Annotated in this window: 9 protein-coding genes, 2 tRNA genes and 1 pseudogene; 4 read left to right on the forward strand and 8 right to left on the reverse strand. The window is 41.8% G+C overall.

The window, feature by feature from the left end:
* Positions 1 to 17 precede the first annotated feature (17 nt).
* Both istA and istB read left to right on the forward strand, forming a co-directional pair.
* On the forward strand, positions 18 to 1,550 hold the full coding sequence (istA, locus tag OCU56_RS03950; protein ID WP_261874252.1) for an IS21 family transposase: 1,533 nt from the start codon (positions 18 to 20) through the stop codon (positions 1,548 to 1,550).
* A 10-nt stretch (positions 1,551 to 1,560) separates the two neighbouring features.
* Positions 1,561 to 2,301, forward strand: coding sequence for an IS21-like element ISVch3 family helper ATPase IstB (gene istB, locus OCU56_RS03955; RefSeq protein WP_068699098.1), 741 nt, complete (start codon positions 1,561 to 1,563; stop codon positions 2,299 to 2,301).
* A 271-nt stretch (positions 2,302 to 2,572) separates the two neighbouring features.
* Here istB and OCU56_RS03960 read toward each other — a convergent pair whose 3' ends face one another.
* The gene (locus OCU56_RS03960) at positions 2,573 to 4,480 is read right to left on the reverse strand and encodes a nuclease-related domain-containing DEAD/DEAH box helicase (RefSeq protein WP_261874253.1); all 1,908 of its coding nucleotides are present in this window, start codon (positions 4,478 to 4,480) and stop codon (positions 2,573 to 2,575) included.
* A 551-nt stretch (positions 4,481 to 5,031) separates the two neighbouring features.
* Between OCU56_RS03960 and OCU56_RS03965 the strand changes: the two are divergent.
* Positions 5,032 to 5,427 (forward strand): annotated as a pseudogene (locus OCU56_RS03965) (group II intron maturase-specific domain-containing protein); the annotation flags it as partial.
* A 1,706-nt stretch (positions 5,428 to 7,133) separates the two neighbouring features.
* Here OCU56_RS03965 and OCU56_RS03970 read toward each other — a convergent pair.
* Both OCU56_RS03970 and OCU56_RS03975 read right to left on the reverse strand, forming a co-directional pair.
* Complete coding sequence (locus OCU56_RS03970; RefSeq protein ID WP_261874254.1) at positions 7,134 to 8,375, reverse strand: type II toxin-antitoxin system HipA family toxin; 1,242 nt, start codon at positions 8,373 to 8,375, stop codon at positions 7,134 to 7,136.
* Between the two features lie 13 nt (positions 8,376 to 8,388).
* Positions 8,389 to 8,706 (reverse strand): helix-turn-helix domain-containing protein, encoded by a 318-nt coding sequence (locus OCU56_RS03975; RefSeq protein ID WP_261874255.1) that lies wholly within the window; start codon positions 8,704 to 8,706, stop codon positions 8,389 to 8,391.
* 310 nt (positions 8,707 to 9,016) lie between these two features.
* Here OCU56_RS03975 and OCU56_RS03980 point away from each other — a divergent pair, with 310 nt between their 5' ends.
* Complete coding sequence (locus tag OCU56_RS03980; RefSeq protein WP_068696674.1) at positions 9,017 to 9,292, forward strand: putative quinol monooxygenase; 276 nt, start codon at positions 9,017 to 9,019, stop codon at positions 9,290 to 9,292.
* 7 nt (positions 9,293 to 9,299) lie between these two features.
* Here the strand turns inward: OCU56_RS03980 and OCU56_RS03985 are convergent, their stop codons facing one another.
* From OCU56_RS03985 to OCU56_RS04005, 5 genes are all read right to left on the reverse strand, one after another.
* Positions 9,300 to 9,980 (reverse strand): IS1/IS1595 family N-terminal zinc-binding domain-containing protein, encoded by a 681-nt coding sequence (locus OCU56_RS03985; protein ID WP_261874256.1) that lies wholly within the window; start codon positions 9,978 to 9,980, stop codon positions 9,300 to 9,302.
* Between the two features lie 63 nt (positions 9,981 to 10,043).
* On the reverse strand, positions 10,044 to 10,430 hold the full coding sequence (locus OCU56_RS03990) for a hypothetical protein (protein WP_261874257.1): 387 nt from the start codon (positions 10,428 to 10,430) through the stop codon (positions 10,044 to 10,046).
* 79 nt (positions 10,431 to 10,509) lie between these two features.
* Positions 10,510 to 10,600: transfer RNA gene (locus OCU56_RS03995), tRNA-Ser, on the reverse strand.
* Between the two features lie 276 nt (positions 10,601 to 10,876).
* Positions 10,877 to 10,953 (reverse strand) — tRNA-Pro (locus OCU56_RS04000).
* Positions 10,954 to 12,753 (reverse strand): DUF3413 domain-containing protein, encoded by a 1,800-nt coding sequence (locus tag OCU56_RS04005; protein ID WP_261874258.1) that lies wholly within the window; start codon positions 12,751 to 12,753, stop codon positions 10,954 to 10,956.
* Positions 12,754 to 12,767 lie beyond the last annotated feature (14 nt).

Consider the following 12,767-nt stretch of genomic DNA (forward strand, 5'->3'; position numbering starts at 1 on the left):
CAAGTAAGGAAGCGACAATGGCCAAAAAGAGAACTCCAATGAACAAAATTAAAGAGGTATTACGCCTTAAGTACGACTGCGGTCTCTCAAATCGTGGTATCGCTTCTTGCCTTAAACTCGGCCCGTCCACCATATCGGAACTCCTTACTCGCTTTAAACAAAGCCAACTTGGTTGGCCTTTACCCGACAGTTGTAGCGATGCAGATCTCACTCAGGTGCTGTATCACGGTAAGAAACCCTGTCGAGATAAAGTCATGCCAGACTTCACTCAGTACGCAGTCGAACTCAGACGTAAAGGCATGACAAAGATGCTGCTCTGGCAGGAGTATCATGAGCAACATCAAGAACAAGCTTACGCTTACACTCAGTTCTGCGAGCACTTCACTCGTTGGTTCAAAACCCAAAAACGCAGCATGCGCCAACTTCATGTTGCAGGTGATAAACTGTTTATCGATTACTGTGGACCTCGGCTTCAGGTGGTCAACCCTGACACTGGCGAAGTGCGCGAAGCGGAGGTGTTTGTCGCGACTTTAGGCGCGTCCAATTACACTTATGTTGAAGCCTTCCCTAGTCAAGGGAAGCCCTACTGGTTAGAAGCACACGCGAATGCGTTCGAACACTTCGATGGTGTACCACAACTCTTAGTTCCCGATAACCTACGCAGTGCGGTCACTAAAGCCAATCGTTATGAGCCGAGGCTGAACGACAGCTATCAAAAACTGGCGAATCACTATCAAACTGCTGTGATGCCAGCTCGCCCCTACAAACCGAAAGACAAAGCCAAAGCAGAGAATGCAGTGCTCCTAGTAGAGCGCTGGATCATGATGCGGCTACGACACCAAACCTTCCATACCTTCAAAGAGTTGAATCTCGCCATCCGTGAACTCATGAATGAGTTAAATCAGCGTCAGATGAAACAGTATGGCGCTAGCCGCCAAGCGTTGTTCGAAAGACTCGACAAACCTGCATTAAGACCACTGCCTAAACAGCGTTACCTGTACACCGAAACTAAGCGAGCCAAAGTTGGCCCTGACTATCACATCGAATATCGCCGTCATTACTACTCAGTTCCTCATCAACTTGTTGGTCACCACGTTGAGTTGGAAGCCTCTAATCGCTTGGTACAGATCTACCATCAAGGTAACTTGGTGGCCCAGCATCCACGTAGCCAAAGAGAGCGAGGAAACAGCACCCAACCAGAGCACATGCCAAGCAACCATCAACATCAAAAGTGGTCGCCAGGGCGCTTGCTTAGCTGGGGATCCACTATCGGCCCAGCCACACGAGAAATCGTCAATAAGATGCTGAACTCCAAGCCTCATCCAGAGCAGTCTTATCGTTCCTGTCTTGGCTTGCTCAGCCTCAGTAAAACCTATGGTGAGTCGCGCCTAGAGCAAGCCTGTAAAGATGCGCTAATGCTGACAAAATCCAATTACACCTTCATCAGCAATTTGCTGAAAAACAATCGTGAAGGACAGCTGAGCAAAGACAGCACAAACACGCCAAACCTTGTTCATAGCAATGTTCGTGGCCCGAACAGTTATCATTAGGAGAAAGGATATGAATGCACTGAACGACCAACTTAAAACCCTACGCTTGAGCCATGCAGCGAAAGCATTAGAGCAGCAGCAAGAGCAACTGACCACCTACGCAGAGCTGGACTTCGAGGAACGGCTAAGCCTGCTTCTGGACAGTGAAATCCTGAATCGTAACCAGACCAAAATCCAACGCTTAAAACGACAAGCCAAGCTGAGAGTGGATGCGCAGCCGAGCCAACTCATCTACAAGGAGGGACGAAACCTCAATCGTAAACAGATGAGCGAACTTCTGACGGGCAGTTATCTATACAAGCACCAGAACATATTGGTTACAGGCCCAACAGGCGCAGGAAAAACGTATCTTGCCTGCGCACTGGCAACCAGCGCCTGTGACCAACAACAAACGGTTAGGTACTACCGATTAACACGCTTGCTTGACGACCTGACCGCGGGTCGTATGGATGGTAGCTATCAAAAGCAACTGCAATCGCTAGCTAAGAAAGCGTTACTGATCCTCGACGACTGGGGAATGGAAAAGCTCACTCAAGAGCATGCGGGTCACTTACTAGAAGTGCTTGAAGATCGTTATCAAAACAGCAGCACAATCGTCATCAGCCAATTACCCGTAAAGGAGTGGTACAACATGATAGGTAACGCTACCGTTGCAGACGCGTTAATGGATCGGCTCGTACACAATAGTCATCGAATAGAACTGGGAGGTGAATCAATGAGAAAACTGGCGCAATCCGATCACTTAGAGTAAAAATAAGAAGAGAGAAAAACGGCAGGATCTGGTGATCGGAATAAACCGAAACAGCTGATCGCAATCACCGAAATACGCAACCTATGCTTTAACACTATATTTTGCAAGTTACGTTGGAGTTTACTTAACTTATGTTGCTGTTCCAACAATCGTTATTACTGGTTTCATAGCTTACTTAACAAGACCAAAGGAAGAGTAAAATAACAAGTGATCTAAAGTCGAAAAGTCAAGATCTTTAGATACAGCGCGCAGCGAACGTTAAGCTCTGAGATTATTTAATATTCTGACGAAAAAACGAATCATATTTACTATCGTTGCAATTAAATATGATTAAATTGGATTTTGCTCGAGTAATTCCAGTATAGATCATCTCTTCATGGTCATTTTTTAGTAAAATGCAAAAGACCGTATCAGATTCTAGACCTTTGTAGCTGTGTATTGTGGATAGTTTGATAACACCTGAGTTTTGCATAAAGAAGCATTTTTTACGGCGACGTATTTGTTCAATTTTCTTACGCCGTTCTGCACCAATTAAATTCTGTATTTGGTTTAAATCTTCTTGGTCTTCGAACATTATTTTGGTTTTTTCTTCTTTTCTGATTAATGCTTCAAGCTCGATAAGAGGCTCTACTTTTGAGCAGATGATAGTCAAATCATTGGGGTTGATTTGATTCTCTTTTATATGGGTTTTAATGTCACGCCATAGCGATGAGGCGTTAACTTCGGAACCATACTGGTTGTACTTAAGTAGGTCGAACTGTATACTTCCTTGAACATAAGTTGATTCAAACACCTCGCTGTCAGAATACTTATTGACTAAGAACGATTCTTGGAAATTTTTGAATAACTGTACTAACGGTGTATCTCGACTAGATCGATACGACTTTGTTAACTTATTCCATTTACCAAAACCTTGAACTATAGCCGACTCACGTTTTTTATCATCACGTTCATAAATATTTTGCGATTGATCGCCAAATAGAACCATTTCACCTTTTTCTACAAGGAAGTTATCTCGGATATTTTTTATCCAGTCAGGTTCATAATCCTGAATCTCATCTATAAAAATAGTGTGGTACTTTTCATCAATGGACACAGTTTCAAAGATCTCTCTATCACTGTAAAGTTTTTCTAACTTTTCATCTTCATTACCTCGATATTTTTTTAATAACTCTCCAATATCTAATCCATATTCGTTAAGCTTGTTGTTGATGAAACCATGGTAGTGCATAATTTCAAAGTGGCTTCCTGCCCCCTTATTTTGTATTTGAGATATTTTGTCTTTAATGTAATGACGCAGTGTAATATTAAACGTAAGTATTAACACTGGAGCATTATGGCGCTTATGGGCATTAATAGCTCGTTGGGCCATTATTGTAGTTTTACCACAACCAGCGACACCTTTTATTTTTTTCTTTTCTGGCTTACTTTCGGTTAGCTTCTTTTGTTTGGCATCAAATTTAATTGCTATGCCTTGCTCTAAAGTGTGAACAGGAGGAGAGAGCCTGCGGATAAAGTCTTGATATATGTCATCGGTAAATAAATTATGTTTTTTGATTTTTTCTACGTTTTTAATTAACTTATCTATAGAGTATTTAGTAAATGACATACGATAGTCACGACTTAGTTGCGCTTTTTTGTTTGAAAGATAGACTCTTTGCTTCTCATAACTCTCATGCTTAATTTGATTTTTTTTTCGTGACTCGTTGAGAGAAGTTATTGTAACTTGTAGATCTTCGGTTGGACTAGCATATAGTTTTTGGATCTCGGCATCAGTAGTACAATGAAAATAAACATAATTTTCAATAACGTTGAAGAAGTGTCTATTTTTCAGTTCTTTTAGTCCTAAAACCGGTAAGTGTAGATTAAACATATTCTGCTTGTAACGAAACACTTGTGCTTGAGGTGACCGTTTTGCAGCACCTTCAATAATCCATTTGTTTTCTTTTGTCACGCTGTAGTGCTTTAAGTTCCAATCTTTCACTTCAATTATGATGGAGCCGTAACCTCTCTTTAAGATCACAATGTCTGGGCGATCTCCATCAAGGTATGCGTTAAAGAATATTTCATATGAGTTATCAAGAGCATCATCGAGCTGCTTTAAAAGGAATAGTTCACCTTCTGTCGGTTCAACGGTAAATCTTGAGATGTTATTCCAGTCGGGTTTCATTTTTGCCATTATAACTTTTTACTCCATAACTATTTGCGTCTTATTATAAGGTTATACGTAGCTGAGATAAGTAGATTTAAATATTTTAGGCTTAGTTTAAAATACACTCGATATTACTAATGTGATCTGCATCGATAAGACCGGTGCTAGGTTGCGTTACCATACTTGTAGTTATTTATGGATTGCTTAATTAGTAAGTGAGGGTAGCCTTACTAAACTTTTAGTGATTTTTTTTGCACAATTCCAAGGCTTTATTATAAGTTGCGGTATAGCCTGTAGTGGCATAGTGAATTTGGCCACTACAACTCGCATCCTTGCACATATAAAAATCATGAACATAATATATCTAAGCTAGTTACATTCGAACTACATGTAGTGAAATACTCAAAGGTTGTCACACATAATTTTCTTGTGTATTAGTTATGTGCATCTAGAGCTTACTGGTATAAATAGATAGAACATATTACATTCAATTATATCTTGAAATTACCTTCATCAAGTCTATAGTTTGGTTTAGTTTCCTATATCTTCGCTATTCTCTAATTTATAAATATTACACCCTTATCAAGTTGATAAATCCTAAACTCAGAGGATGGGCGAATTACTATCGCCATTGTGTTGCTAAACAAGTATTCGGGTATGTCGGCCACAAACTATTCCAAGCGCTATGGCACTGGGCAGTTAGGCGTCATCCAACCAAGTCCAAAGACTGGGTTGTTCATAAGTATTTTCTTAATCGTAAAGGCCAGTGGCAATTTCACGGTTGGCAGAAAATTATGAACATGGACTGTCACTTAAATTTGTTCCAAATAGCTAAAGTGCCTATAGAGCGATAAGTGAAAATCAGGAGTGCGTCGACCCCTTTTGACCCTCAGTACCAAGAATACTTGGCGAAGAGAAAACTCAAAAGGCTAGCTCGTAACTCTTGGAAAGAGCCTGTCCCGACTGCGTTATAAGTTGCTGGGTATCAATGATGCCTTAGTGGAGGCTTGAGCCGTATGCAGTGAAAGTTGCACGTACGGTTCTTAGGGAGACGGCACTTGGTAACAAGTGTCGTCCACCCGATAGAGACGTGTTAACTTAACTTCGTAATCACAAAATTTTTAGGCTATTTTGTCTAACGTTTTTAGATAAAATTTACACTTGATGATAAGCATGATTCTGACAAAGAACGTTTTAAACCCTCTAGTTAGAAATGATCCAGCAAAAGAACTCAACAGTAAAATTTAATCCTCATGTTTGTATTACTCCCACTGAATACAAAAGAGGGGCGAGTGACTCGTGCGTTTTTAACGTTTTCCTTCTTGTATTCGGTTTTAGCCAGAAAAAACCTGAAAAGCCATAACTCACCGAGTTGTGGCTTTTTTCTTGGGCGCAGTCTTAACAATGTAAAAACCTGACTCGATGGTGTTTCACCTCAACATTCCCTACCTAATAGCATGACGCCGAGGCGTTTTTATAATGGTCTAGTGATAGAGATAAGAAGAAGCTCATGAAAAAAATGAACAGCTAAAACCAACCAATGCATGGGCTAAGAGCGATACATCAGCATTGGTAAAGTAAGGCGAATAAGTTTTGTTTGATGAAACAGCCTTCTGACTAGAAATAGCAAATAAGAAGAGTTCGATTTTCGCGATAAATATGGAAAGGCTAAAACCGACCAGTGCGGGAGCGCGTAAGCGCGAGCAATCAGCACTGGTAAAGGTGGAATGTGATGACAGTATGAGGCTTCGTCTAATTGTCGAAAGAAATTAGACGAAGCCCTACAAGATGCACAACCCCTTATAGAATCAGGCTCCGATGGGACTGACTCGTAAAGTTTTCGGAAGTTACGGAATGGAAAAGAGACTTGGCGCGACAATAAGCAGCATGTGCTAGGCGTTATTGTTGTAATGCACACAAGAGAGTTCCAATGACTTCAAAATAGATATAGCACGCAAATAGAGGATGCAATAAGCCGCACGCTGATGCCAACAGCGCTATTTGTTCGACCGAGGCTGCAACACTGCCCATGACCTTAAAGTAGAAGGGAACGGTCACCCCCCTGATGTGAGGATGCAATAAGTCCACCGTTTCCTAGTGGAGAAGCACATTAGTTTAAAAAGGCGTATTCATTTATCGATACAGGAGTGAGAGTCTCCTGCGCATGACTTGCTATGTCAAACCCGCTTAACCGAAAAAGCATTGCTCAAACTGGCTGATAGGAAACCCCGAAAAGGGTGTTTATGTGATGTCGATTATGGCACCGCCATGTTTAAATAAAAGTAAACACTGACGGATTATTTGATGGGCCGTGATTGATCTACCTATGGAAAATTTAACAACAAGAGTAGGTGGGTAGTATGGTAGTATGAATCAAGGCACAACGCGCCAAGTAAAGGCATTAATGAGCCACGCTTTATAAAGCCAGGCACTCCTTATCGTAAGAAGCGACTTGACCGTCTTTTGCTTATGTTTGATGACATATTCGAGCATGAATCACAAACTGTGCGTAAAGAAAAATGCCGAGTGTTACTTTCTTTTGTTGAGTACGCGAATTTGAATATCCGAGCGCGTTTTTTGTATTTTTGATGAGATCCAAATTAAAACCTGATTACGCATCACGTAGGAAAGTTGGGTCTACTTATGATGCAATGAACTCTGTAACTGGTTTAAACAAGGTCTATGGCACTTGAAAGCAATCCCTGAGTAAATCACGTTCCCCTTTTCTTATTCCTGCTTTTTTTGCCAGTTCTTCCCATCGTGAAATGGCAGTGGCTACTTTTTGGTAAATATCCTCAGCTTTTTTAGCATCTAACTGAAAATAACCTGCGACCTCATAGGCTAGTTCAACCTCAAGAGCATTGCTCACATCATCGATGTTTAGGTGCAAGCCTGTAGCATTCGGGGTAGGGTTAATGTCATATGCTGGCGATAATCGCCAACCTGTCGTATCAAAAATGAAACCGTGGTTACGTAGATGGTCGTCGCTATTGGAAACCATAATATTGAATAACATACGCGCCCAAAGTTGCTCTAAGTCTTCTTGTGTGTTTGAGCCGTTCTGGATTAGGAATTCAGCTAGTTCTAGATAGCTTGCACCGTCATCATTACCGTCAAAATACGCCAACTGCGTCATAGCTGAAGTGAAATGAAGCCTTTTACCATCACCTTCACGGTCGAACCGCTTGGTGAGAAATATATGGTGATGCGAACCAATGGCTTGTACCTTTGATTCTGCCATATTAATACCAGCCTCGAGAGCCATTTGGTAGACAATAAATTCCCATAGCCCGATGTCATAATCATCATAACGACTTGGGAATTTGGCCAACCAGAGAGTGTTATCAACATCTCTCACGGATGCTTTCGGGCGAGCGCCACCCAGTGATGAACCCGGAGAGATAAGCATATTCAGCCATTTGAGATAATCTGGGTTATCAAAATCTGGTTTATCCTCTACACCATTTGCTGCTTGCTGTAGTTCTGGCAGTGATGTCATCGCTGGCGCGGCTAAATCTTCATTGTCATCAAGGAATGGACCATCTTGTGAGGTACAAAAGCGTAGAGCGCCCATACGAAACGAGTCATGTACTCCCAATAGATAGCCTGTTTCAAACAGTTTGTTTGCTCTACGTTTTTCGTTACGAGCTATCACCGCTTCTCTGCGCTGCATCAGTAATCGGCCCCAGCGATCAGGGCATGAATCCAGAAAAACTTTGAAATTTCTGTCATCTTCTGCGTGCTGATCCCCCACGTACAATTGAAGCGCAGGATCGATTTGGTGGACGTACTTGGAAGCCAACCACTGCTCGTCGTAATTAAAGCTAAAATGCTCCTTACCGCGAATCACAGAGGACCGCAACATACCTACAATCATAGGTTCCCCTGTATCAATCCAATCAGCGTAGACGTAGATTTCCATTCGTTAGCCGCCCTTATCGTTTTCTTTTTAATAACTCTATATCTTGAAGCTTCCTACCAAGCTCATCATCAAGTGCTATTTTGTCTAGATCCGCTAATAGGCCAAGTACAGCAAGCACATTCACATAGTGGCCAATAGATACTGACGGCTCACCTTTAGCTATTTTGCGCAGTGTCGGCTTGGAAATACCTGTTCTCTTGTGCATCATGTCTTGGCTTATTCCTCGGCGTTTCATTGCCAATGTTATGTTCTCGCCCAAGTCTTGTAGGATTTTTAGATTCTTCGGGAACACTACTGCCCCGCGCTTAGCTTGAGTATTTTTAATTACCATGATGAAACTATGCTTTCACTTAATGCTAGAAAGTGAAAGTATAGTTTCATGGTTGTGGTTGGGTCAATGGTGTTTTCGATAAATTGAGAGTAGTAAACAGGATAGCCAACAATATTGAAATGAGAAACTGCACTTTCATCTAGCTGTGTTTTGTGAAAGCGCGGTTTCTCTTTTGATTTTTACTGACAAAGTAAAAAGCGAGGAGCCCCGCAAGCTATTACGCTTTTGTGTTGATGAATTTAGGGGATGGTAAAACATCCCCTTTTTATTTATGCTCACACTAACTGAATCGCCATTGCAAGGAGTGCAAATGTCCAAAATCATACTTAAGGGCTTCATCGTAGTATCGAGTGATGATTTACAAACAGTTGAGCAAGAACTGCCAACACACACCAAGCTTACACTTGAAGAAGACGGCTGTTTGGTATTTGAAGTCACCAAAAACAAGGGTAATCCAAACAGATTTGACGTTTATGAAGAGTTCACCGATAGGGAAGCCTTCGATAAACATCAGATTAGAGTAAAGAAATCATACTGGGGGCAAGTTACAGCCAATGTTGAGCGACACTACGAGATTTTTGATTAACTGAACTCTAGGTGTAGAGGATCTTTCTAATTTCAACAGCACCTCGTGCCAACCCCAGCCTTTGAGCCGCAGTTTTTTTGTCTCGCTTACTGATGTAACAGCGTTCATAAAACATATCGATCTTGCGGTATATCGTAGGAGCACTGAGTTCTGTAATTTCCATCATTCGGTTAATACTCATGTCATTGACTATTAACCGAAATAAAGTGGTGTTTAGGTGAGATTTGCTATCTGGATGTGATCTTCTCTTTTCAGAGTCGGAAGTAAACGTTGTTCTACATTCACGACATCGATATCTTTGATGACCTTTTGAGGTCTTCCCAAATCGTTGATATTGATCGGGGAAAGTTGAGACCTTTTTGTCGAAGTTTGGAAAAGAAAGGCTATGGCAAGCAGCCCCATCCTGCCTAATGACTTGCGCTCTTTCAGTTAGGTATCTGGCTCGCTCTACTTCCTCATAGATAGCTTGGTTACTTTTAATCGTCATGTAGCTATTACATTTCTTGCAAAGCAGAGAAGAACCGTTGCGCTTAGTTCCACTGATTCGGTAGTTCGGGTCAGAACGTATGTTGCTGGCAGGTATGTTGAAGTTTTGGCAGGTAGTGTTACTACATGAGTTCACATTGATACCGTGCGACTCACGGGGAACTCTTGGTTGAGATTTGCTCTGGACAGATTTTTGTCTCATGAAAGCCTCCAATACACTGCGTATACATCCAGTATATTGGAGGCTTTGATCATTTCTGGCTAGCTATTGATCAACACGAAAGCGTAATAGCTTGGGAGCCCCGTTGCTTTTTTCTTTTGGGGTCATGGTTGCCTTGCGTGCTGTATTAGCTAGTGAGCTTGAGTTGAAATCAAGGTGGTTAGAGAGTGATGACCATGATTCTTCAATGTGCTTTTTAAGCTCAGATTTGAATTGACCAAGATACTCACTACTGAACTCCCTATCTAATGGCATTTTATCTAAGGATTGAACCACAATTGGTGCAGTAGCCAGGTTTCGTCTCAGTGCTGTAGGACGAGATTTAGTACGAAGACTTATCTTAAAGTCGAATGGGAAGCCCAGTTTTGCTAGCTTCTTAGGGGTGCAGATTCGGGTGTAATAGACCGAATTGGGATGTTTATAAAGATACAATTGACTCACCTCATTGGATTTGAAGTGACTCCCTAGTTCCTAAACGTAAAAAGCCCCTGATAAATCAGGGGCTTAGATATGGCGGAGAGATAGGGATTTGAACCCTAGAACCGCTATTAACGGTTGCCGGTTTTCAAGACCAGTGCTTTCGACCACTCAGCCATCTCTCCATGGGCGCTATATTATAAAGCTTGAGAAAGCTTGTAAAGACCTAAACGGTTTGTTTGATTGGTTTTTAGGCAAAATGGCGTATTTAGTTTGTGTTCAGTATTGCCTAGGGCTGTTTTGTCTCAATTAATGGGTGAGTTATTGGTGAATGAGGTCTATTTTCTGTTGGTTTTCATGGTTATAAAGTTAGTTTTATCGCCCACCTTGTTTGTGATGTCTGTTATTTACGTAGGGTGGGGCAAAATAAAAAAGAGAGCCGAAGCTCTCTTTTTAGATATTGGTCGGACTGACAGGATTTGAACCTGCGACCCTTCGCCCCCCAGGCGAATGCGCTACCAAGCTGCGCTACAGTCCGTTAATTTTGTTCATAGAAACGTTTGGTTTCTGATAACCCCTGCATAATAACGGATAGTTTCGGTTTTACATCCCGTTGTCTGTGATAATTGTGATCATACACTTTATAGTTGCCATAGCGGTCGAGTACGGTGATTTCGTTGCTGGAGATGAGTGCAAATTCTCGGGCATCACCGGCCATTGTCCAACGGCGTTTTTTGCTATCAAATAAGTTTTTACCACTACTAAAATCAACGGGGTTGGAGGTAATGCCCAGTAGATCTTGCATTAAGGTTACGGATAAATCTAAGTGACTGGTGGTGTGGTTATACTCATGGGCCTCTTTATTTGGCCAGTGTATTACCATCGGTACGTGCAATTGGTATTTACTGTAGTTGCTGTTGGCACCCCAAGTGTTGCTATTGGTTTCGTTAAATTCCCAGCCATGGTCGGAGGTAATGACGACTACGGTATTTTCCAACAACTGTTGCTGCTGCAAGGTATCGATAATTTGTGCAATAGAGCGATCCACTTTACTGCTAGTGGTGTTGTAGGCTTTACGCAATACTGCTTTAGCGTCTTTTCCTGAAATGTCATCCACATGCTCCTCAAATTGTTGCATTTGAGTAAGGTGTACAACGCTAAACCAATTTTTATTGGTTTCGTCAGTTAGCCATTTTTGCCAATTATTGATGGCGTTTTGGTCTGATGAGGTGTGCACTTCGGTTAGGTCATCGCGATGGCCGTGGAAGATCACATCATCGTACACATTAGATGAGAAATCATCGCCGCTAAATAATCCTAAATCATAATTTCGATAGAGCAGTTGTTGGATAAACAAGGGCTCGGTTTCAAAATGACGAATACTGGCGGAATAGGTAGCAGGAATACCATAAAACAAGCCAAAGGTGGCTGAGTCATCATTTCCTGAGCTAAGGTGCTGGCTAAAGTTTTGATTGTCTAATGCAAATTGCTTCAGCGTCGGCATGGCTTGCTCATTCACGCTGTCGGCGCGAAGGTCCTCTACCATCACTAACAATAAATTGTAGTTGTGGCTTTTATCGTTATTTATTTTTAACGTTTCTAAAGGGTAGGCAAGTACTTCGCTACTGGCATCGCCACGCTCAATGCGTTGTTGGTACTCTTGCTTATCAAACCAACCTTGGCGCTCCAAGAAGGTTTTTGCCGTCATAGGATAAGAAAGCGGAAAGTTGGCTCGTTGATTAGTGATCGGATTGTAGAAAGTAGCATCAGCCCAAATATAAATTAAATGGCTAAAAATGAATCCGACAAAAAAGACCACGGCAATAGGGCGACCAATGCGCTTGTGAGAGAGCTTTCTTTGTTTACGCCATACCCACTCTGCAAGCGCCAGCTGTACAAAAAAGATAATAGGGACAAGAACAAATAAAGTTTGCCATTTGGCATTGATGGCATTTTTGTCATCACTTAACAGCAACTCCCAAACAATGGGGTTAAGGTGTAAGTTGAGTTCTTGATACGCTTGAGTATCCAGTAACAGTACTGTTAAACCTATAGTACTTGCCAGCACACCTAAAATCCGGAACAGCTTAAAGTTCGGGACGATGAAGGTGAGAGGGAACAGACAGAGTACGTATAAACCGAATACTAAAAAGCCAAAGTGGCCAACCCAAGATGAGGTTAGGTATAATTGGCCTAAAAAAGTTTCAGGCCAAGGAGATTCGGCGATATAACGCGTACCAACAAGCATAGCGATGATGACATTGAAAAAACTAAACCAATGTCCCCAACTAACCAGCCTTGATACTCGTTCTGCGTAAGAGTTGCCGCTATTTACCATGAATAATCGTTCTT

This window comes from Vibrio rarus (genome assembly GCF_024347075.1).
Lineage (GTDB): Bacteria > Pseudomonadota > Gammaproteobacteria > Enterobacterales > Vibrionaceae > Vibrio > Vibrio rarus.

Bases quoted from the DNA above. Each gene is read 5' to 3' on its own strand.
- istA (WP_261874252.1), top strand. From the start codon at position 18: ATGGCCAAAAAGAGAACTCCAATGAACAAAATTAAAGAGGTATTACGC.
- istB (WP_068699098.1), top strand. From the start codon at position 1,561: ATGAATGCACTGAACGACCAACTTAAAACCCTACGCTTGAGCCATGCA.
- OCU56_RS03960 (WP_261874253.1), bottom strand. From the start codon at position 4,480: ATGGCAAAAATGAAACCCGACTGGAATAACATCTCAAGATTTACCGTT.
- OCU56_RS03970 (WP_261874254.1), bottom strand. From the start codon at position 8,375: ATGGAAATCTACGTCTACGCTGATTGGATTGATACAGGGGAACCTATG.
- OCU56_RS03975 (WP_261874255.1), bottom strand. From the start codon at position 8,706: ATGGTAATTAAAAATACTCAAGCTAAGCGCGGGGCAGTAGTGTTCCCG.
- OCU56_RS03980 (WP_068696674.1), top strand. From the start codon at position 9,017: ATGTCCAAAATCATACTTAAGGGCTTCATCGTAGTATCGAGTGATGAT.
- OCU56_RS03985 (WP_261874256.1), bottom strand. From the start codon at position 9,980: ATGAGACAAAAATCTGTCCAGAGCAAATCTCAACCAAGAGTTCCCCGT.
- OCU56_RS04005 (WP_261874258.1), bottom strand. From the start codon at position 12,753: ATGGTAAATAGCGGCAACTCTTACGCAGAACGAGTATCAAGGCTGGTT.